26 protein-coding genes and 2 pseudogenes are annotated in these 19960 nt (G+C 60.9%); 23 read left to right on the top strand and 5 right to left on the bottom strand.

Features of this window, described 5'->3' with window-relative positions; all coding sequences use genetic code 11:
• Positions 1-9: 9 nt before the first annotated feature.
• Genes BGO16_RS05540 through BGO16_RS05525 form a run of 4 tightly spaced genes read left to right on the top strand, consistent with a single transcriptional unit; the run spans position 10 to position 3639 of the window.
• Positions 10-270 (top strand): AAA family ATPase, encoded by a 261-nt coding sequence (locus BGO16_RS05540; protein WP_292617584.1) that lies wholly within the window; start codon positions 10-12, stop codon positions 268-270.
• 52 nt (positions 271-322) lie between these two features.
• Positions 323-1831 carry a TOPRIM nucleotidyl transferase/hydrolase domain-containing protein gene (locus BGO16_RS05535; RefSeq protein WP_292617697.1) on the top strand — a complete coding sequence of 503 codons (1509 nt, stop codon included), beginning with the start codon at positions 323-325 and terminating at the stop codon, positions 1829-1831.
• Complete coding sequence (locus tag BGO16_RS05530) at positions 1818-2489, top strand: UvrD-helicase domain-containing protein (protein WP_292617583.1); 672 nt, start codon at positions 1818-1820, stop codon at positions 2487-2489. The genes BGO16_RS05535 and BGO16_RS05530 overlap by 14 nt, the downstream gene beginning before the upstream one ends.
• Positions 2479-3639, top strand: coding sequence for an ATP-dependent helicase (locus tag BGO16_RS05525; RefSeq protein ID WP_292617582.1), 1161 nt, complete (start codon positions 2479-2481; stop codon positions 3637-3639). Before BGO16_RS05530 ends, BGO16_RS05525 begins: the two co-directional genes overlap by 11 nt.
• A gap of 118 nt (positions 3640-3757) precedes the next feature.
• Here BGO16_RS05525 and BGO16_RS05520 read toward each other — a convergent pair whose 3' ends face one another.
• Together BGO16_RS05520 and BGO16_RS05515 are read right to left on the bottom strand one after the other, a co-directional pair.
• The gene (locus BGO16_RS05520; RefSeq protein WP_292617581.1) at positions 3758-3988 is read right to left on the bottom strand and encodes a hypothetical protein; all 231 of its coding nucleotides are present in this window, start codon (positions 3986-3988) and stop codon (positions 3758-3760) included.
• A gap of 52 nt (positions 3989-4040) precedes the next feature.
• Positions 4041-4472: a hypothetical protein gene (locus BGO16_RS05515; protein WP_292617580.1), complete on the bottom strand. Its 432-nt coding sequence runs from the start codon at positions 4470-4472 to the stop codon at positions 4041-4043.
• 243 nt (positions 4473-4715) lie between these two features.
• On the opposite strand from BGO16_RS05515, the pseudogene BGO16_RS05510 reads away from it, so the two are divergent.
• Positions 4716-4898, top strand: a pseudogene (locus BGO16_RS05510) (integrase); the annotation flags it as partial.
• Here the strand turns inward: BGO16_RS05510 and BGO16_RS05505 are convergent.
• On the bottom strand, positions 4840-5250 hold the full coding sequence (locus tag BGO16_RS05505; protein ID WP_292617579.1) for a metalloregulator ArsR/SmtB family transcription factor: 411 nt from the start codon (positions 5248-5250) through the stop codon (positions 4840-4842). The pseudogene BGO16_RS05510 and the gene BGO16_RS05505 sit on opposite strands and share 59 nt — an antisense overlap.
• Positions 5251-5357: 107 nt before the next feature.
• On the opposite strand from BGO16_RS05505, the gene BGO16_RS05500 reads away from it, so the two are divergent.
• From BGO16_RS05500 to BGO16_RS05460, 9 genes and pseudogenes are all read left to right on the top strand, one after another.
• Positions 5358-5990 carry a class I SAM-dependent methyltransferase gene (locus BGO16_RS05500; protein WP_292617578.1) on the top strand — a complete coding sequence of 211 codons (633 nt, stop codon included), beginning with the start codon at positions 5358-5360 and terminating at the stop codon, positions 5988-5990.
• On the top strand, positions 5987-6778 hold the full coding sequence (locus BGO16_RS05495) for a nucleoside phosphorylase (RefSeq protein ID WP_292617577.1): 792 nt from the start codon (positions 5987-5989) through the stop codon (positions 6776-6778). Before BGO16_RS05500 ends, BGO16_RS05495 begins: the two co-directional genes overlap by 4 nt.
• A 129-nt stretch (positions 6779-6907) precedes the next feature.
• Positions 6908-7243: a metalloregulator ArsR/SmtB family transcription factor gene (locus BGO16_RS05490; RefSeq protein ID WP_292617576.1), complete on the top strand. Its 336-nt coding sequence runs from the start codon at positions 6908-6910 to the stop codon at positions 7241-7243.
• The gene (locus BGO16_RS05485; protein WP_292617575.1) at positions 7222-7716 is read left to right on the top strand and encodes an SRPBCC family protein; all 495 of its coding nucleotides are present in this window, start codon (positions 7222-7224) and stop codon (positions 7714-7716) included. The genes BGO16_RS05490 and BGO16_RS05485 overlap by 22 nt, the downstream gene beginning before the upstream one ends.
• Positions 7717-7738: 22 nt before the next feature.
• Positions 7739-8071, top strand: a complete 333-nt coding sequence (locus BGO16_RS05480; RefSeq protein ID WP_292617574.1) for a hypothetical protein — start codon at positions 7739-7741, stop codon at positions 8069-8071.
• A complete protein-coding gene (locus BGO16_RS05475) occupies positions 8058-8642 on the top strand; it encodes a hypothetical protein (protein ID WP_292617573.1) in 585 nt (194 codons plus the stop codon). The genes BGO16_RS05480 and BGO16_RS05475 overlap by 14 nt, the downstream gene beginning before the upstream one ends.
• A 224-nt stretch (positions 8643-8866) precedes the next feature.
• A pseudogene (gene arr / locus BGO16_RS05470) lies at positions 8867-9278 on the top strand (NAD(+)--rifampin ADP-ribosyltransferase).
• Positions 9279-9319: 41 nt separating this feature from the next.
• Positions 9320-9634, top strand: a complete 315-nt coding sequence (locus tag BGO16_RS05465) for a YdeI/OmpD-associated family protein (protein ID WP_292617572.1) — start codon at positions 9320-9322, stop codon at positions 9632-9634.
• A 97-nt stretch (positions 9635-9731) separates the two neighbouring features.
• Positions 9732-9884, top strand: coding sequence for a hypothetical protein (locus BGO16_RS05460; protein WP_292617571.1), 153 nt, complete (start codon positions 9732-9734; stop codon positions 9882-9884).
• 187 nt (positions 9885-10071) lie between these two features.
• Here the strand turns inward: BGO16_RS05460 and BGO16_RS05455 are convergent, their stop codons facing one another.
• Positions 10072-10536: a MarR family winged helix-turn-helix transcriptional regulator gene (locus tag BGO16_RS05455; protein WP_292617570.1), complete on the bottom strand. Its 465-nt coding sequence runs from the start codon at positions 10534-10536 to the stop codon at positions 10072-10074.
• 106 nt (positions 10537-10642) lie between these two features.
• On the opposite strand from BGO16_RS05455, the gene BGO16_RS05450 reads away from it, so the two are divergent.
• The 5 genes from BGO16_RS05450 to BGO16_RS05430 all read left to right on the top strand — a co-directional run bounded on the left by BGO16_RS05450 (position 10643) and on the right by BGO16_RS05430 (position 13852).
• On the top strand, positions 10643-10990 hold the full coding sequence (locus tag BGO16_RS05450; protein ID WP_292617569.1) for a VOC family protein: 348 nt from the start codon (positions 10643-10645) through the stop codon (positions 10988-10990).
• A gap of 34 nt (positions 10991-11024) precedes the next feature.
• A complete protein-coding gene (locus tag BGO16_RS05445; protein ID WP_292617568.1) occupies positions 11025-11471 on the top strand; it encodes a VOC family protein in 447 nt (148 codons plus the stop codon).
• Positions 11472-11597: 126 nt separating this feature from the next.
• A complete protein-coding gene (locus BGO16_RS05440; protein ID WP_292617567.1) occupies positions 11598-12134 on the top strand; it encodes a dihydrofolate reductase family protein in 537 nt (178 codons plus the stop codon).
• A 64-nt stretch (positions 12135-12198) separates the two neighbouring features.
• Complete coding sequence (locus BGO16_RS05435) at positions 12199-13407, top strand: MFS transporter (RefSeq protein ID WP_292617566.1); 1209 nt, start codon at positions 12199-12201, stop codon at positions 13405-13407.
• A gap of 43 nt (positions 13408-13450) precedes the next feature.
• Positions 13451-13852, top strand: a complete 402-nt coding sequence (locus BGO16_RS05430; protein WP_292617565.1) for an SgcJ/EcaC family oxidoreductase — start codon at positions 13451-13453, stop codon at positions 13850-13852.
• A gap of 671 nt (positions 13853-14523) precedes the next feature.
• On the opposite strand, the gene BGO16_RS05425 is transcribed toward BGO16_RS05430, so the two are convergent.
• Positions 14524-15186: a hypothetical protein gene (locus BGO16_RS05425; protein ID WP_292617564.1), complete on the bottom strand. Its 663-nt coding sequence runs from the start codon at positions 15184-15186 to the stop codon at positions 14524-14526.
• A 34-nt stretch (positions 15187-15220) separates the two neighbouring features.
• Here BGO16_RS05425 and BGO16_RS05420 point away from each other — a divergent pair, with 34 nt between their 5' ends.
• From BGO16_RS05420 to BGO16_RS05405, 4 genes are all read left to right on the top strand, one after another.
• Entirely contained in the window at positions 15221-15877 is a 657-nt protein-coding gene (locus tag BGO16_RS05420) for a hypothetical protein (protein WP_292617563.1), read from the top strand.
• Between the two features lie 118 nt (positions 15878-15995).
• Positions 15996-18002: an outer membrane beta-barrel protein gene (locus BGO16_RS05415; RefSeq protein WP_292617562.1), complete on the top strand. Its 2007-nt coding sequence runs from the start codon at positions 15996-15998 to the stop codon at positions 18000-18002.
• A gap of 12 nt (positions 18003-18014) precedes the next feature.
• Complete coding sequence (locus tag BGO16_RS05410) at positions 18015-18383, top strand: hypothetical protein (protein WP_292617561.1); 369 nt, start codon at positions 18015-18017, stop codon at positions 18381-18383.
• Between the two features lie 296 nt (positions 18384-18679).
• On the top strand, positions 18680-19807 hold the full coding sequence (locus BGO16_RS05405) for an integrase (RefSeq protein WP_292617560.1): 1128 nt from the start codon (positions 18680-18682) through the stop codon (positions 19805-19807).
• Positions 19808-19960: the final 153 nt, after the last annotated feature.

Below are 19960 nucleotides of genomic sequence, written 5' to 3'. Positions count from 1 at the left end.
GGGGGAAGCGTGCGAATCTCGAAGATCAAAATCAATAATTTTGCCAATTTCTCGGAGTTCGAAATTGAGACCGGCGACAACCTCGTGGTTGTTGGAGAAAACAAGGTCGGCAAGAGCAATCTGATTTTCGCTCTCCAGCTCATTCTGGATCCCGGATTGTCGGAGCGCGACCGACAGCTCGGGCTTGAGCATTTCTGGGATGGCCTGGGCGATCATAAGCTTGGCGCGGTCATCGAAATCGTCATCGAGCTCACGGATTTCGAGGGGTGATCCGCGGCTGCTCGCCCATCTGGGCGACTGCATCGTCGATCCGGGACCGCCGATGGTGTCGCGGCTTACTTACCGTTTCCAGCCGAAAGCCGACCTGGACGGCGATCCGCAAAGCATGGCCGATTACGAGTATATCCTTTTTGGCGGTCTCGATCCCGACAATGCGATGCGTTCGGGTCTGCGGCGCATGCTGCCGATCGATGTTCTCGCCGCTTTGCGCGATGCGGAGAAAGACCTGCCAACGTGGCGGCACTCTCCGCTGCGGCCGTTGATCGAGGGGCTGACGGCAGGACTGGGTGAGGACGACCGCGCTGCAATCCAGGAGGCAGTAGACACCGCTCAGAACACGCTCGCCGAACGTGACGAGGTGCAGACCGTTGCGCAGATCATCAGCGATCGCCTTCAGGAGATGGTGGGACCGGCACATGCAACCCCGATCTCCCTCGGCATCACGCCGACACGCATCGACGCCTTGCTGCGCGCATTGCGCCTGCTGATCGATGGCGGAGCCCGTGGCATAGCGGACGCCGGCCTGGGCACCGCAAATCTAATCTTCCTGGCGCTGAAAAGCCTCGAACTCGATCGGCTCGTCGGGGAGGGAGAGCGTGATCACACTTTCCTCGCTGTCGAGGAGCCGGAGGCGCACCTGCACCCTCAGGTGCAAAGGCTGGTCTATCGTCACTTCCTGGCCGAACCCGATGACGAAGCGGATGAGGACGAGGAGGTGGATGGCAACGAAGATCCGGCGCCGGCGACGCGGCTGACGATGATTTTGACCACGCATTCGCCGCACATCGCCAGCATCGCGCCGCTCCGTTCACTCGTGCTATTGCGCCGCGACGGCGAAGGGGATCGCACGGTCGGATTTTCAACTGCGAACACGCCGCTGACCGAGGCGGACGAAGCCGATCTTCAGCGCTACATCGATGTGACGCGAGGCGAGCTGTTCTTTGCCCGCGGCGTCATTTTGGTTGAAGGCGATGCCGAGCGCTTCCTCGTCCCGGCTTTCGCGGAGGCGCTGGACATTCCTCTCGATCAGCGCGGCATCTCTGTCTGCTCGGTTGGAGGAACCAATTTCGCGCCATATGTGAAGCTGCTCGGCCCGGCCGGCCTCTCGATCCCCTACGTTGTCTTGACCGATCGTGACCCTGTTGAGGCTGGTCCGCCGCTGGCGCGTGGGCGTGTGCAAAAGCTCCTTGAGATTGTTGAGCCCGGCCCCGCATATGCCGATCTCGCCGACGCTGCGATCTTTCGGCGCGGTGAGCGGCACGGCATTTTCGTCAACACGCGCACACTCGAGTCAGAACTCTTTGGCTCCGGCCTTGCGCGCCGCATGGGCCAGATCCTCAAATCGGAACTGCCTCTGCGCCGGGCGGGGCGCGAAGAGATCGACGGCTGGGTGGCCGATCCCGCGACCGTGAATGTTGATCGGTTGCTCGGCTTGATCGAGCGGGTCGGCAAAGGGCGCTTCGCGCAACGGTTGGCAGCAGGCGCAACTGAGCGTCGGTGCCCAGCCTATATTCGGACTGCGTTGGAGCGCATCCGTGATGCCGTCGCGTAGCACCAGCGCCGCCTATCTGCGGCACGCCGGCGATTTGGTCGGCAATCCGGGGCAGCAGGCTGCCTACGATTCTCGTGGGCACTGCGTTGTCCTCGCGGGGCCGGGGAGCGGAAAGACCAAAACGCTGGTGGTGAAGCTGGCGCGCATTTTCTCTGAAGATGTCAGAGCCCCCCGCGGTGTCGCCTGCATCACCTACAGTCAGGAATGTGCCCGAGAGTTGACGCGGCGGCTGGAGGCGCTTGGGTTGCGGGATGCGCCCAATCTTTTCGTGGGTACCGTGCACGGCTTTTGCCTTCGGCATATCTTGACACCCTATGCACACCTGGCGGGATTAGCCGTACCGTATCCATTGACGCTTGCGACGACGCGCCAGGCAGATAGTGCGTTCAAACAGGTGGCAGAGCGTCTGCTCGGAGTCGGGCAGCCATATAAAACACACGATATGGGCAAGTATCGGCGCATTCATCTCGATCGAGATGCGCCCGATTGGGAGAGCGATCCCGACCTCGCTCGCATCACCGAGGGTTATGAAGCGGCGCTGCGTCGTGCAGGCCTGATTGATTTCGACGATCTGGTGATCTTCGGCAACCGGCTGGTGTCGGACCACGATTGGGTGCTGCCGGCCATTCAAGGCGCGCTGGCCTGTATTGGCGGTTGATGAGTACCAGGATCTGGGCGTGCCACTCCACCGGATTGTGGAGCGCCTCGCATTCGAGGGCGGTGTGCGGCTGTTCGCAGTGGGCGATGCCGACCAGTCGATCTACGGCTTCGCCGGCGCGGACGGTGCTCTGTTGCACGAGCTTGCGCAGCGCGACGATGTCGAGGCGGTCCGGCTTCAGCTCAACTACCGTTCGGCGGGACGGATTATCCGCGCGTCCGAGTTGGCTCTGGGCGAAGCACGTGGCTATCGGCCCCGTGATCCGCGGCGCCAGGCAGTCATTGAATTCACCGAGCGGCCAGGCGGGCTGGAAGATCAAGCTGCCTACGTCGTCGAAAACCTCATCCCGGCGGCGCTAGCCGCAAAGCCGGGCCGCACATTGGGGGACATCGCGATCCTGTATCGCGCTGCCAATGTGGGGGATGTATTCGCGGGTTCTCTGACGGCGGCCGGCTACGACTATATCCGCGTCGACAACGCTGCCCCGTACAAAAAGGTCGGCCTTACGAGTTGGATCGAGGATTGTGCTGCATGGTGCGCAGGAGGCTGGCGGGCCGGACGGCCCCAACTCGCTGGGCTCATTTCGCGATGGACTGGATTCCGATCCGGCCGGCCAAGTGAGCTCGAGGCGCGCCGTGTGGCACGCGCACTAACCTTATTCCTGTCTGGCCATCGCGCCGACGAAGGTAAAGCAGCGCCTTTCGTTGCTGCGATCCGAAGGACATTAGTCGACCCGCTGACAGCCAGTGAGCGAAGTCTTGCTGACCAGCGCGAGCAGGTCCGACGGATGAGCGAGGCCCTCGCTGAAGGCGGGAAGCTCGAAGGGCTGGACCTCAAGAGCTTGGGAGGGCGAGATGGCTCGCCCACCCATATCAATCTTCTGACGCTGCATTCCGCCAAGGGCTGTGAGTACGACGTCGTGATCATGGTCGGGATGGACATGGGCGCGATGCCGTGGCGGCGTGAGACCGAAGATGAGCTTCGAGAAAGCCGTCGCCTATTTTATGTTGGGCTCACCCGGGCGCGCGACGCAGTGCATATGCTCTATTCCGGCTGGATTCCTGGTCGCTACGGTGCTCAACGCCTGGGGCGCTCGCCGTTCGTGGAAGAACTTGAGGAGCGCTTGGCGGCAGCTGAAGAAGATGAGTGACTTTTGTTCGGACAGAAGCGGCACTCAAAATTCGCCTGTGGCTACGGGCTCGTTGTGATAACGGCGTTGACGGTCTTTTTCTCTCCCCCCTGCGAGGCGAGTAATACGTCATCGCACCCTAGATCGTTCGATCAAAAGGCTCATGATTCATTCGATCGTTGTCGAAAGACTGAGAAACGACGTTGAATGCGAGATCGTGATTTTCTGTTGAAAAATCAGTAGCAAAAAGTTTTGGCGGGTCGTCTGCCGGATTCAGGAGATGGGTCGGAGCAAATTGATTCGCAAGTTCAACGCGCAATCTTGGCAAAGAACCATCGAGTGGGAATGATCCACTTCCTGCGCCGCCCATTGTAGTCTTTCCGAAGGGCTCGTGAAGCTGCGGCATGTGGCAAAGAGGGACATCATCGCCAAAACTGCGACCGCTCGGCTTTGGTCAGCTTTTCGTAGTCGCGGGCGTTCGCGGCAACGCTATCGAGATATTTTCGCGCCAGCTCCCAATACATGCTTTCGCTTTCCTGCCTGGTCATCAGCCTTCGGATCGTTGGAGCGTAAGAGCCGAACATGTAGATCTGCGTTGATCGAGGCACCGCCTTGTTATTCGCCAGGATCGCAAGCCGCTCGATTTCGAGAAGCATCAGATGAAATTGAGTCTCGGCAAGAGGATTGCTTGGGTCCCGCTGCATGGTCCCGGATTCGATTGCGTCTAAATTGTTTGCCAGGTAGCCGTGACGGGCGAACAGCCTCTGATGAACCTCGTTAAAGCGGGCGAGATTCTCTATTCTTCGATTGCGAGCTTGCGATCGTACGTTCACGATAAAGACAAGAAGCGCCACAAGCGCTGCACCGATGGTGGCGTAGTTTCGAAGGTCTTCGAGCGTCATTTAGCATGTCCATTGTTGCGGCATTCGGCAGGCTGGCATAGGGCCGGGTGCCTGTCACTCCGACCCGCCACTTTGTTGGTCGCGATGTTGGTATGGCGCAGGATGGTCGAGACGCGGGCTTTCGTTACCGACACCCCCTTTTGTTGATATCCGGTTGCCCCCGGACCGGACGCGGATTTATGGCGATCTCACTGATTCGGTGCCGTCGGCGAGGTCTGGCTCGAAGAAGCCCGGATGGCCGAAAGCACGCGGTCGATGCGCAAATCCATCCCCGACCGCGATATTCTCCCGGCCTGGAAAAACCGGCTCCTGACGGAAATCACCGCCGAAGATTTGCGCCAGCTCTGTGCGAAGGTGAAGGAGCGCGGAGCTCCATCGCGTCGCGCGCACGGAAATAGGCCGCCAGCACGCGCTCGATCTCGGCGGCATTGCGCTCACCGACGCGGCCGAGCGCCTTCAGCAATGCAACGACGTCATCCTGACCTGCGAGCGAGTAGAGCACCCGCTTGCCGTCGCGATGGGTCGAAACCAACGCGGCGCGGCGAAGGATTTGCAGGTGGCGCGACGTATTAGCGAACGTGAGCCTGGTAAGCGCCGCCAATTCCTCGACACTCCGCTCTCCCTGACCGAGATGCTCCAGCAGCTCCAAACGGTGTGGGTGGCCAAGCGCTTGCGCGATCTCGGCGAGACCAGCAAACACAGCCTGCTTAGGTCCGCTACTTGACGCCATCTGCTATTCGTTCAATCATTCAACGATATTATTGAATGATGGGGGTGTTGTCACCTGCGGAACGCAGACAACAGCTCCTTGCCCATCGTCGTTGAGCGCAACATCCTATGGACACCGAGCATCGCCAAGAGCACTGGCAACGGGCCTATCAGGCGAAGACCGAGCAGGAGGTGAGCTGGTATCAGGACTCGCCCGAGCCCTCGCTCGCCTTGGTCACAGCCGCGGCCGCCTCGCTCGCGTCCCCCGTGATCGATATCGGCGGCGGAACCTCGCATCTCGTCGATCATCTCGTGCAGCGGGGATTTCGCAACGTCGCCGTGCTCGATGTGTCGTCCGCCGCACTCGCCAAGGCACAAGCGCGTTTCGGCGCATCGGCTTCTGCCGTCGACTGGATCGTCGCCGACATCACGGCCTGGACTCCGACGCGCCTCTACGAGGTATGGCACGATCGGGCGACCTTCCATTTCATGGTGACCGAAGGCGATCGCTCCGCCTACCTCGCCCGCCTGAAACAGGCACTGGCTCCGGGTGGATACGCCATCATCGCGACGTTTGCCCTGGATGGGCCAGAAAAATGCAGCGGACTGCCCGTCATGCGTTATGATTCCGCCGGCCTCGCCGACAAGCTTGGGCCGGAGTTCATGCTGGTCAGCTCGCAGCGTCATCTTCATCATACGCCTTGGGACTCGGTGCAGCTTTTCCAGTTCAGCGTCTTCAAGCGGCAGTCGGGCGAAGCATGACCGGCAAGACGCCGCCTATTCTGCGAGCCAAGCATCACAAGTCGGCATCGGTATTCAGTCCGGACAACCTGCTGCGCGAGGCACGCCGTCAGAAGAATCTTCCGGAGAACCCGATCCCGGACGTCTGCATCCTCGACCCGGACGGCGATATCGTGCGCCATCTTCGCTCTGCGGGACGTGCGGAGCCAGTCGAGGGGTGGGCCTGCTATCACAGCGAGATGGTGCGTTTCACACACGATGGACGCGACTACGGCATCGTAGGCTGCGCCGTCGGCGCGTCGTATGCGGTGCTTCTTGCCGAGCAAATGTTCGTGTCGGGCTGCCGGCTGCTTCTCAGCGTCACTTCATCCGGACAGATCAAACGGCTGCGAGAACCACCTTACTTCATTCTGATCGAGCGGGCGTTGCGCGATGAAGGGACGAGCTACCATTACCTGCCCGCCGACAAGGACTACGCGGAAGCCGATCCGGCACTGGTCGCGGTGGTGACACCTGCGCTCGCGCGATCGAGCACGCCGGTCGAACGTGGTGCGTCATGGACGACCGATGCGCCCTATCGAGAGACGCCCGAAGCCATCGACGCTGCGCGAGCGGAGGGCATCCTCGCGGTCGAGATGGAGGCTGCCGCACTCTATTCGTTCGCCGAGGCGCGTAAGAAACCGGTTCTCTGCTTTGCGCATGTGACAAACCAGATGGGCCAGGCCGGGGACTTCGAGAAAGGCGAGGCCAATGGCGCAATCGCCTCGATCGCATTGATCCATGCCGTCGCCGATTGCTGGTTGCGGTAGCGATCGAACACCTCATCGCGGCTCTCGCCGCTCCAGTTCTGGGTCGCGGCTCGCGATGGCTTCCCGCGGTCACGGCATCGACCCTCGCAGGAGGGTTGCCAGAACATAAGTTCATGATTATGATAAGCTATGACTTATGATTATCGTCACATGGTCGCGCTGGCCGATCCGACGCGCCGACAGGTCTTCGAGTTGATCGCCGCGAATCCGCGGTCGGTGACGGAACTGGCTCGCTTGCTCCCGGTCTCGCAGCCCGCCGTCTCGCAACATCTGAAGGTGCTGCGGGATGCCCGGTTGGTGCGGGCCGAACCGCGTGGCGCGAGCAACATTTATCACATCGATCCCGAAGGGCTCGGCGAGATGCGCGCGTGGCTCGACAGCATGTGGACCGACGCACTTGGCGCGTTCCGAGACGCGATCAATACGAAGAGGGAAACGAAGGTATGTCGGCAGCCGCCAAGATAACGCCAGCCTCGGTCAAGAAATCCATCACTGTCGATGCGCCCCTGAAGAAGGCGTTCGACGTCTTTACGCGCGGTCTTGGAACCTGGTGGCCTGCGAACCGTTCGATTGGTTCGTCGCCCTTGAAGAACGCGATCATCGAGCCGAGGGCTGGCGGACGCTGGTACGAGATCGGCGAAGATGGCAGCGAATGCGAGTGGGGCGAAGTGCTCACCTGGGATGAGCCCAACAGGCTGGTGCTGGCCTGGCGGATCGGCGTTGACTGGCGCTACGATCCGAACCTTCTGACCGAGGTCGAGATCAGGTTCACGCCGATCGGTGACAATGCCACGCGGGTCGATCTGGAGCACCGCTTGCTGGAGAACATGGGCGATCGGGCGGCGGTCACGCGCGAAACCTTCGACTCGTCCTGCGGTTGGTCTAGCCTGCTGACGGCGTATGCGAGCAAGGTGAAACCGGATCAGAATTCGCTTTGATTCACGACGTGGGAGGACAACCATGTCCACTCAATCGGATCACGCATCATTGGCAAACTCGCTGAAGCAACGGGTTCTCGACGGTCCCGGCGAAACCGACGTGGCCCTGCGTCGCCGGGTTGCGGAACGAGCGACAGGCGGACCACCGATCGAGCCTCCCTTTGACGACCTCGCGCGCCAGATCGCAGAGGCGGCGTATCGCACGACGGATGCCCATATTGCCGCTGTCGTTACGGCGGCGGGAAGCGAGAAAGCTGCTTTTGAAGTCATCGCGGTCGCTGCAACAGGAGCCGGATTGCTCCGCTGGCAACAGGCCCTCAATGTTCTGAGCGAGTGCGACGATGCGCCTGCATGAGATTGACCGTGGCGACAGTTTCAAGAGCCGCCTGCTGATCCGGTTCATTTCGATGGTTTCAGGAATGTGGCTGCCGGACGCCGCCCGCGTCGCCTTCTACCACAAGGAATTCTTCAGCGCTCCGATGGGCACATGGACGCAAGCGGCCATGCGCGGTCCAAGCTCATGGAGCATCGGCGAGCGCGAGCTGATGGCGGCCATGGTCGCGAAATGGAATTCTTGCCCGTTCTGCATCGGCGCTCACGGTGCGGTCGCCGCAAAGACAATAGAACGCAGCCTGGTCGATGCCGTGCTTACCGACTTCAGATCAGCCTCGATATCTGAAGCACTGAAGGGCACGCTTGCCTTCCTCGAAATCATGACGCTGCGGCCAATGGAGTTGTCTGCGACCCACGCACAGGCCGCGCTTCGTTCGGGGGCGACGATCGCCGCTTTGAGAGATGCCGCGGCTGTGGCAGCAGTGTTCAACATCATTACGCGCTATGCCAATGCGCTTGATTTTGCGATGCCATCCGTATCGGAGTTTGATCGCGCAGCGAGCATGTTGCTGAAGCGAGGCTATGCTTCCTAGCTGCTAAGGGTGAAGCTCAAAGACAGCACAATATGATGCCGAGTTCGCGTGTCCGCCTTTATCGGAAATCTCAGGGTCCAGGTAGCCCTGACTGGCATAGTCTCCGTCTTGAGACGAGACAATTACGGCCACATTGATGAGATTAAAGTTAGACACAAGATTTCCGATGATGCGGCGATGGCGCAGGGACAGCCCTCGATGCAGATCAAAGGAGCAGCGAGTCTATGTCAGCGACTGCCAGTATGTTCGCACAATCGTTCTTCCACGGGACCAAAACCGATCTGAAACCCGGAGACCTGATCGTCACAGGTTGCCAGTCGAATTTTCTCGAAGGCAAGCCGCTGTCCTGGGTTCACGGGCACGCTGGATGCTGCGATCTGGGGCACCGAGTTGTCCGCGGGCAGTGGAAGCGGACGGATTTATGTCGTGGAGCCGACCGGGCCGATCGAGGACGATCCCAACCTGACGGACAAGAAGTTTCCCGGTAATCCGACGCTGTCCTATCGCTCCCGTGACCCGCTGCGCGTTATTGCCGAAGTGATGATGTGGCCACAAGGTCATCCGCCAGAGCGGCTCCAGCAGATGAAGGACGGACTCGCCCGTTTGAAGGCGGAGGGCGCCGAGATCATCGACTAACGAGAGTGGCGGCTGCTGTTGGTCGCGTTGTTGGAGGTTGCATGGCAAATACCTTTCCACATGGCACCGTTCACAAAGCGGGCAAAGACCTTCAAGCGGCCTTGCGATCGGATTCGAAAGTCTTTGCGTTGTGGGAGAACCTGACGCCGCTGGGTCGTAATGAATTCATCTGCTGGGTGGAGGATGCAAAGCAGTCGCAGACACGCCAGCGCCGCATCGAGCGAACGCGCGACGAGTTGCTAGAGGGCAAGAAACGTCCTTGCTGTTGGGCGGGCTGCATTCATCGCACCGACAAGGTGCCAAGCCGATGGCAACAGGCAGTCTTGATCGATCAGAAGGGGAAAAAGAGGCGATAAATGCCCGAGCGAAGGTTCCTTTCTTCTGAGAAAAGGAGCACGGACAGATGACGATTACCGAACCCGCGCCAATGTCTGAGCGCTCGCGATCAGCTACGTGATCGGATTGCCGCTGGCGTTGCTTGCCCTTGTCTTTCTGCCAGTCGGTGGGCTCGACGGGTCGCTCGGCTGGATCTTCGTCGCCTTTCTCATCGTCGTCTATGGCATATCGGCGCTGGTCTTGTGGCGCGTGAATCCGGTGATCTTTTAGGCCCGCATCCGCTTACAACCCGGCACGGAGCGCTGGGATCGCATCCTGCTTGCATTGATGCTGCCCGCGAGGGTGGTGAGGATGTGCTGCGACTCGTGAGACCGCAAGATCGATCGAGCACGCCATGTCTGCGTGCGCTTAGCTCGCGCCGCCACGATGCCTCCGGACGAACGCCCGCTGCACCTTCTTAGCCGGCGACGCCGCCCTCAATGTCGAATCTCGAGATGAGATTCAGTTCGGAACGCAGATGATCCGGATCTGACAGTACCTTTTCGATCTCGGCATGGAGATGCCGCCAGATCGGCACCGCCTTGGCCAGAATCGTGCGCCCGGCGGGCGTGAGTTGCAACAATCGGGCACGACCGTCCGCAGGATCGTTTGCCGTCTTCACAAGGCCACGACGCTCCAGTGGCTTCAGGTTGGCAGTCAAGGTTGTCCTGTCCATCGCCAGCAGCGCCGCCACGCTGCCGAGCTTCGGCGGCGCCGGCCGGTTGAGCGACATGAGAAGAGAGAACTGCCCGCTGGTGATGCCAACGGGTTTCAGCGCGACATCGAACTGGCGCGCGAGCGCACGCGCAGCCCTCTGCGCATGCAGGCACAGGCAGGTGTCACGCACCAGAATGGTGGTTTCGAAGTCCGGGGAAGCCTTCATTTCGCGGGTTGACATCCTTGAATTAGATATGTTGATATCAACTTAGATTAAGAGCGTCAATCCGTTCGGAACCGCTTTCAGCAGTTCCGCACGAAGGAAATGAGCGATGTCGAAGATGCTTCCGTTCCTGATGTTCCAGGGCGGCCACGCCGAGACGACAATGAGTCTTTACGTCTCGCTGCCGGGCGCGGAGGGCAGCATCAAGCTCGCGCGCTTCCGGGCCGCCGGGCAGGGCGTGATGGCCAGCGACAGTCCGGTCAAGCATGCCTTCGACTTCACCCCGTCCTGGTCCTTCTTCGTCGAATGCAAGTCTGGCGAGGAGCAGGAGCGGCTGTTCGCCGAACTTTCAAATAGCGGCGAGGTGCTGATGCCGCTGGATGGTTACGGCTTCAGCAAGTGCTTCGGCTGGGTCGCTGACCGCTTCGGCGTATCCTGGCAGCTCGATCTCGCCTGACACTCTTCGAAATCCGACAAGACAGGAGACGACCATGAAAATCGTGACAAGCCTCAGCTTCCAGGGTCAGTGCCGCGAGGCCTTTGAGTTCTACGCCAAAGTCCTGGGCGGAAAGATCACCGCCGCCATGCCCTATGGCGACGGTCCTCCCGACATGCCGATCACCGACGAGAAGTACAAGACGTGGTTGATGCACTGCTGGCTCGAGGTCGGCGACCAGGCCCTGATGGGCGCAGACATGGACGTCGCCTGGGCGCGCAACGTCGACAAGCCCAAGAACGGGTTCGACGTCACCCTGCATACCACAGACAAGAATGAGGGGCAGCGCTGGTTCGACCAACTATCCGAAGGAGGAAAGGCGGTCATGCCGTTCGGCGAGACCTTCTGGTCGCCCGGCTTTGGCTCGCTCGTCGACAGGTTCGGCGTCCCCTGGATGGTCAACACCATACCTTCAGCCGGCTGGAAGCCGGCCCAGGGTTGAGTCGGCGCTGGCACGAAGCGGACCTCTTGATCACGGATCACCGACAAAGCGGAGCGCGGGTCGGATAACCCGCTTCCGCCCCGCGTCGGACGCCGTCCGGAACAATCGCGAATGAGGGCTTGGATAGTGGCGAAGCTCGTCTTTGCAATGAACCAGTCTCTGGATGGCTACGTCGACCATGATCACGAGGCATTTGCGCCTGATCCCGAGCTCTTCCGTCATTTCATCGAGCAAGTCCGCGGTCTGACGGGCAGTGTGTACGGTCGCGGCCTCTATGAGGTCATGCGCTATTGGGATGAGGATCATCCCGAGTGGAACGCTGCGGAACGCGAGTTCGCTGCGGCGTGGCGCGCCCAGCGCAAGTGGGTCGTGTCCCGCTCTTTGGAATCGGTAGGGCCGAACGCCACACTTATCCGGGATGACGCGGAGACGGTGATACGCGGGCTGAAGGCCGAGCTCGACGGCGAGATCGACGTTGGCGGCCCAGTCCTGGCGCTAAGCCTGACTGAGCTTGCTCTTATCGACGAGTATCGGCTGTACCTCCACCCCGTCGTGCTGGGCCGCGGCAAGCCGTTCTTTGCCGGCCCCCGGTCGCCGCTGCGCCTTGTTGCCCATGATCGTATCGGCGAGCACGCGGTCAGACTCACCTACGTTCCAGCCTGATCGCGCAATTCACTGACAGATCGCGCCGACAACGATGCGGTGCATGGAAAAGCTGGAGAACGCCATGAGCCATTCCTATCGCTGGGTGATTGTCGCAGCGGGCGGTCTGCTGGGCTGTGTCGCGATCGGCGCGATGTTCTCGCTGCCCGTTTTCCTGCGGCCGATGTCACAGGACACCGGATGGTCGGTCACCGGCATTTCCACGGCGATGACGTTCGGCTTCGTCGCGATGGCGGCGGCCAGCATGGCGTGGGGCAATCTCTCGGACAGGTTCGGGCCACGTCCAGTGGTGCTCACGGGCTCGGTCGTGCTGGTGGCCAGTCTGGCGCTTGCGAGCCGGGCGGGCTCGCTGGTCGAGTTCCAGCTTCTGTTCGGCGTTCTGGTCGGCGCGTCGACGGCCGCGGTTTTCGCGCCGATGATGGCCTGCGTGACCGGTTGGTTCGACACGCAGCGCGGGCTTGCTGTTTCGCTCGTCTCCGCCGGCATGGGCTTGGCGCCAATGACGATGGCGCCGCTCGCGGCCTGGCTGGTCACTGTCCATGATTGGCGCACCGCCATGCTGATCATCGCCGGCATCGCAGCCGTGCTGATGATCCCGGCTGCGCTGCTCGTTCGCCGCCCGCCGGCGCTGGAAGGCGCGCAGGCCGAAACAGGCACAGACGAGCCGCAGGCCGGCATGACGGTGCGGCAGGCGGTACGCTCGCCGCAATTCATCATCCTGATGCTGGCGAACTTCTTCTGTTGCGCCACCCATTCCGGCCCGATCTTCCACACAGTGAGCTATGCCGTGACCTGCGGCATCCCGATGATCGCGGCCGTGTCGATCTATAGCGTAGAGGGAATAGCCGGCATGTTCGGGCGCATCGGATTCGGTCTTGCCGGCGACCGGTTCGGCGCGCAGCGCGTTCTTGTCATCGGGCTGCTGGCGCAGGCCTTTGGCGTGCTCGCCTATGCGTTCGTCAGCCAGCTCGGCGGCTTCTATGCCGTGGCAGTGGTGGTCGGCTTCATTTACGCCGGCACGATGCCTCTCTATGCCGTGATCATCCGCGAGAATTTTCCGCTGCGGATGATGGGCACGATCATCGGCGGCACGGCGATGGCCGGCAGCCTCGGCATGTCTACCGGGCCGCTGCTCGGCGGCCTGATCTATGATCATTTCGCGAGCTACGCGCTGATGTATATCGGATCGTGGGGTATGGGACTGGCGGCCATGTTGATCCTGATGATGTTCCGGCCGTTCCCGGCTCGAACGCCCGCGATGGCGGCAGCGTGAGGAGCGGGTCCTCTCGAAACTACTCCTTCAATTCGAGGCTTAGATGGAGGCCGAGATGACGGAAGACGAACGAGCGATCCGGCAAATTGTTGCAACCTGGATGCAGGCAAGCCAATCGGGTGACACGGCCGCGGTGCTCTCGCTTATGACCGAGGACGTAGTTTTCATGGTTCCCGGTCAGGAGCCGTTTGGTCGAGAGGCGTTCGAGGCGGCCGCCAACCAACTCAGCGCCGCACGTCTGCAGATCGACGGGACGAACGACATCGCTGAGATTCAAATACTGGGAAATTGGGCATTCACGCGCAATCGGATCGACCTGAGTATTACCCCACCGACCGGCGAGCCGGTGCACCGCACCGGCTACACCCTGACGCTGTTCCGCAAGGAGCCAGATGGTCGCTGGCGACTTGCGCGGGACGCCAACCTTTTGATGGCGAAAAGCTGAGGCGAAGGACCAAGGATGTTTGGAAGCCGACATTCAAACTGCGACACGGCCCGATGTCGCCGGCAGGCCGGTGAAGAGATTTCGAACAGCCTGCAAACCGCGAGGATCCCGCTCCATGCGTTTCGTATTCCCTCATAGTCATGCGTTTCGTCGCGGTCGCGTCGCCGTCGAGGATGACCAAAAGGAGGGACCCGCGTGCCTTGTCGAGTTTGGCGACGGCGTCACCGTGATCGCCGAGTGCCGCTTGGTTGGCGATGACATCCATCTCTCCATTCCAACCTATCGTACCGCGAAAGGAACACAGGTAGCGCCGCGGACGTGGCGGCTCGTCAAAAGCAAGGGCGGTCAGTGGCGATCGGAGCGAATTTCATAGAACCTAAAGGAGGGCAGGGCGGTGCCGCTGTGCCCCGGAGGCGAGAAACTCAAATTCATCGAGGCGAGCTCGACGTGCTTGCCGCCGCGCGCATCACCGGATCAAGATCGTTGATCTTGATGTCCGCGATTTGCGGGAGATCGAACCCAGACTGTTGCGTCGGGTATCGAGGCGCGGATTTGGACCTAGTCTAGCAACTGAAACCTGACAGCTTCGAACGGAATAATTCGCCCTTTGGGACGCCGGTCCTGCAGAGCTTGTTGTGCTCCAGTCACAGCAGCGAAAAACCGGATTCGAATCATAGGAATATTTGTTGACCAGTCGTCATTTGACGACTGGTCGCGGCCGGCTGCACGGCGGCAATCTGCTGCTTCGAAGCAGAAGAATAAGGAATAGTCATGGCCATTTTATTGAAAGCATTTCGGCTGGCGGCAATTTCAGGATTTCTGGCGGGATCGATCATTGCGACAGCCCCGTCAGCTTCAGCCTTCAGCCTCAACCCCGTTAAGGCCGCAAAAAGCATCGGGAAGGCGGCCGGGGGTGCCGTAAAGGGCGTCGGGAGGGCTGCGGGCGGGGTGGCCAAGGGAGTCGGGAAGGCAGCGGGCGGAGTAGCCAAGGGCGTCGGCAAAGTAGCAGGCGGCGCGGTGAAAGTTGTCGGGACCGTCACCGCCAACACGAGCGGAAAGATTGCGATGGGTGCAATCCGCGCCGGCCAGAAGACCGTCAAGGTCACCGGCAGAGCCGTCCTCTCCGGGGGCAAGAATTTGGGGAAAGGTATCACGACGGTAGCGAACAGCGCCAAGAAGCCACTCGGGGTGCTGGGGCAGAACGCATTGCTGGCGACGCCCGCTGCTCCGGCGATCATGGCCAAACGGGCGGCCGATACTGCCAGACATGGTCCGCGTGCCAGCAGTTTCATACCGACGTCGATCAGGAGATAGAGACGTAAATCGACGCTCATGATTCCATTTCTGGATCGAATCCGGAGAAGTCCCATGAAGAGAAACATCAAACGGACCGTTGCGATCATGGTGACGGGCCTGTTCGGAACATCCCTTGCCGCCACGACGGATTTCGCCGTAGCGCAGAACCGCATCAATGCGGGGCCTGTCGCGCAAATGCACGGCGGCAAGGCGTTTCTGAAGCCGGCGACCAGCCTGCAAGGCACGCGGTCGCAGTTCCAGCGTAATGAGGCTGCCAAGGCGCTGAACCCGCAGCCTCTGCCGCCGGGGCCAGACAAAACGCGCACAAGCGCGGCTGCGCAGAACAGGCAGGCAGTGAATTCGCAACTCAACAAACTTCAATCGATGCAGCAGCAGATCAACAGCAATGCATTCAACAGCAATGCCACCAAGGCGCTGAACCCGCAGCCTCTGCCGCCGGGGCCAGACAAAACGCGCACAAGCGCGGCTGCGCAGAACAGGCAGGCGGTAAATTCGCAACTCAACAAACTTCAATCGATGCAGCAGCAGCTCAACGGCAATGCAATCAACAGCAACGCCACCAAGGCGCTGAACCCGCAACCTCTGCCGCTGCATGAAAAGAGGCTTCAACAGGCGCAGAGTCGCGCCGATAAAACAAGATCAATGATCGGCAAGCTTCAATCATCGCAGCAGCAGATCAACAGAAATATCATCGGTAACATGCGCTGAACTGAGAGTTCACGCGCGACTGATCGATCAGATGGGGTGGGGAATGGATCGTCGGGAAGCATGCGCCGGCCGCGGGTCGGCGCGGTCGGCTTGGTGTGCGTCGGTTGCTGTTTGGGGCATGTTTTGGCTGGCGCAGTTCGATTCAGTGGCGCAGTCGGCCGATATGGCGCTGAAGGCACCTCCGGCTGAAGAGGCCCAGAGCTATCCAGCCTATGGCTGGGCGGGGTGTTATGTCGGCGCCGGGATGGGGATCGCGTCTTCGCGTTCCGATTGGGTTTATCGCAACAGCAATCCCTATACCTCCACCGGCAATCTTGATCCGCAGTTGATTGACGGTGCCGATTTCAAGGATCGCCGCGGCATCGTCGGCGCACAGGTCGGCTGCAATACGATGGTCTCGGGACCGTGGCTTGTCGGTGCCGAACTGTCCTGGATGAGCAATCCACTTCGCCAGGAGAAGAATAACAACTTCGATCCGGCGCAGGGCCAGGCCTTTGTCCCGCTGGAAACCTTCGTCACGACCGACATTCAATCCGTCTTCAACCTGACGGCGCGGCTCGGCTATGCCGTCAACGACAACTGGCTGCTATATGTGAAGGGCGGTTACGCCCTTGGCCAGATCCAGACGTCAGGATACCTCACGCCGAATTTCGGGATTTTCGACTGGAGCGACACGCGCTGGCACAACGGCTGGACGGTCGGGGCGGGTCTCGAATACCGCCTCTTTCGCAATATCACGATCGGCGCCGAATACGCCTACACCCGGTTCGAGGGCAAGGATCATGTCGGCCGCCACGAGGTTATCGACACCACCCTCAATGTCCCGGCCAACCCGGTCATTCACGGCGTGAGCGCCGACATGCACACGGTGATGGCGCGGGTCAATTTCGGCCTGAGCGATCCCGTCGGGACGCTGGAAAGCCCGCAGCAGGATCCGGGCCTTCCGGGTACGTGGTCGGCCTTCATGAGTACCGGTCCGCACTATTCGGCCTGGACCGGCACGCGCGGCGTGAACGTGTTCGCGCCCGATCGCGGCAAGGGCTATCAGGTTTACACGCCGACGCTGATCGGCATCGACTACGATGATTCCTCCTCAATGAAACTCGAAACCCGTTTCAAGGGCGGTCATGTCTACGCGCGGCACGAAACGGCGGGACAGCAGGCAACCTACAACGGTCCGATCGATTCCGAGGCCTCGGTTACTGCGACGCTCCAGAACTTCGAAACGTTTCAGCCGACGTTCGGCGTCGCCCTCAATATCCCGACCGGTACGTCGTACCTTCCGAACAACCAGCGTTTCGCGCGCATGGACCCCGACCTCGTCGACATCGGCAGTTATGGCGCCGGCTTCAACGTCAATCCGACGGCGGGGCTGGTTTTCGGGCTGAATGAAAATACTGCATTGTCGGTTTCGGGCGGCTATGCTTGGCAGGGCAGTTTCATGAGGGAGGGAATAGATCCGTCCGCCGCGACGGGGTTCGGCGTTTTCAACCTCAAGAACCAGATCGATCCGGGCAGCGTCTTTACAGCCAACGCCAATCTGAAGACGCAGATCGACAACCTCGCGCTTGAGGGATCGTTTGCGTACATGTCGGAAACGGTGGTGAAGGTCGATGGCGTCGCCAGCGGCAAGGCCGGTGATCGCTATGTGAGCAACCTCGTCGCGCAATATCAGTTCGATCCGCAATGGGCGCTGGTGATGAGCGTGTCGCATACATTCCAGGAAAAGAACCAGATCCCCGGGATCTTCGGTCCTCTTGTGGTGGAGCGGCGCAATTCCAACAGCCATCTCGTGATCGGCTCGGTCGAGCCCTCCTTTCTGATCACGGAGCAGCTAAAGCTTGCGGCGAATTACAGCTTCCTCTACCGCTCGGATAATTTCTACGATCAGATCAACGCCGAATTCATTCCGGCAAAAACCAAGCATCTGGTTGGCGGGAGCGCGACCTACACCGTCTCGCCGCACGCCTCGATCGAGTTGAAGGGAGGCTATTCCTGGGTACATCAGGACACCGGCGCGTTCCTCGAAACCTCGACCGTTCCGGTGGAAGTGCGAGAATATCTTCCGCCACAGCTAAGCTACCGCGCCTGGACCACGTCGCTTACAGCGAACCTGCAATTCTGAGAGGATAGGAATATGCGCTATGCGATCACTATCGCCTCGGTGGCATGCGGAGGACTGATGTGGGCGTTCACTGTGGGCGCCTTTGCGAAACCCGCACAACCCGCGCCCGCTTCGCCTCAAACGGCCATCCAGGCGCCAAAACCGCCTCAGCGCTGCCTGCGGGCGCTCGACGGGAGTTGCACCAACCTGGCAGTCGTCGATTCCGTGCGGCGGCGTGCGATAATTTTTTCGACGATACGCGTGTCCTATTACGGCACCCCGGCGGGTACGATACCGGGAGGTATCGGTATCGAGCGCTTCTTCCGCGACGATCCCGTCCTGTTCGGGCTGCCGACAGTCGTTTACGGCCCGGGACCCTGCTGCATCCTGCGGACTAAATGACGCTCTTCTGACGTTTAGCTTTCGTCCTTCACGACGATCGAAAGGCCGTCCGGGATTTCTGGACGTGGACGCAGTTGTTCTTCGTCGGTCCTCACGGAACATGAAAAATGGTGCCGGCGGAGAGGATCGAACTCCCGACCTTCGGTTTACAAAATGCGCGAACCTAGGGTGACCGGCAGCGGACTATCGGAGATTATTGGTTCGCGGACAAGGTCTTACACGACACCATAGGCGACGTGCGGTGATCCTCGGCGATCGCCGTGCGGTGCTCAACCCGGTGCTCGGAGAAGACCAAAATGGCTGTCGTGAACCTCACCGAGGCTCGCATCCGCGAGCTTCCCCTCAACTCTGGAATTTGGCGTGACGAGCAGGTCAAGGGCCTGATGGTCGTCTGCCATGCCACCACCAAGACCTTTGCCGTTCAGGGCGACGTTCGCCGGAATGGACGCCATGTGCGGACCGTGCGGGTCAAGATCGACCGGGCCGACCGTATCGGCCTTCGCGAGGCTCGGAACCGGGCCAAGGCCATCATGTCGCAGATACAGTCGGGCGTGGACCCGACCGCGGGACCGGAGGAGACCGGCATCACCGTCTTGCAGGCACTTGAGGCGCATCTCGGCGAGAAGCCGTTCCGCGAGGCGACGACCGAGAGCTACCGCTACAACGTCGATCACTATCTGACCCGGATCAGGAACCGGGCCGTGGCCGACCTTTCGCGCTCGGAGGTCCGGGACATCTACGAGCGCTTGCGGACCACGAAGGGCCAGACCGTCGCCATCTGCGTGATGCGGACCCTGCGGGCGGTCATCAACACAGCGATGCGCCTGGATGAAACGATCCCGGCCAATCCCGTGGCGGCGATCCGCCTGCCGACGCCGAAGCGGCGGGAGGTGGACGCGATTGATCTTGCCGCCTGGTGGGAGGCGACCGAAACCCTGAGCCCGATCCGGCGCGATCTGCACCGCGCCTTCATGCTCACCGGCGCGCGGCGCTCATCGCTCTTGCAGGTGCGCCGCAACGATGTGGAGTTCGAGCGGGGTGTGATCGTTTTCAAGCACATGAAGACCAGCGACCAGGCGATGATGTTTCCGATGGGGACTTATCTCAGAGACATGCTGAACACCCGGCTTGAGACGGATGCACCTTTGAACAGCGAATGGCTCTGGCCGTCGCCGACGAGTGAGAGCGGCAGGGTCGAGGAGCCGAAGGAGCCGCGCCGCGATCTGCCGAGCCCGCACGAATACCGGCATCTGGCCCGCACCATGTTCATCGCGGCCGGCGTGCCCTACGCGGAGAGCGCCTTGCTGCTCGGACAGAAGCTGCCCGGCGCTTCGGGCGGATACGTCCATGCCGAACATCTCGTCGAGCACCTGCGGCCTCATGCGCAGGCGCTTGAGACGAAGGTCATGGCCGCTCGAAAATGAGGATTGCGACCGGGGCACTTTTCCGCCTTGGTTGTCGTGCGCGCGACGGGAGTGCCTTCTTGAGGCTTCGCGCATCGGCAGGTGACTGGGCCGATCCCATCCAGTGAGCAAGCAAGCGAGAGAGCCGGTCACACCTTCCCATCAATCTCGCCG

Source organism: Nitrobacter sp. 62-23 (assembly GCF_001897285.1).
Taxonomy (GTDB): Bacteria; Pseudomonadota; Alphaproteobacteria; order Rhizobiales; family Xanthobacteraceae; genus Nitrobacter.
Note: the sequence above shows the minus strand (reverse complement) of the source record. Positions and strands in the feature narration are given on the sequence as shown.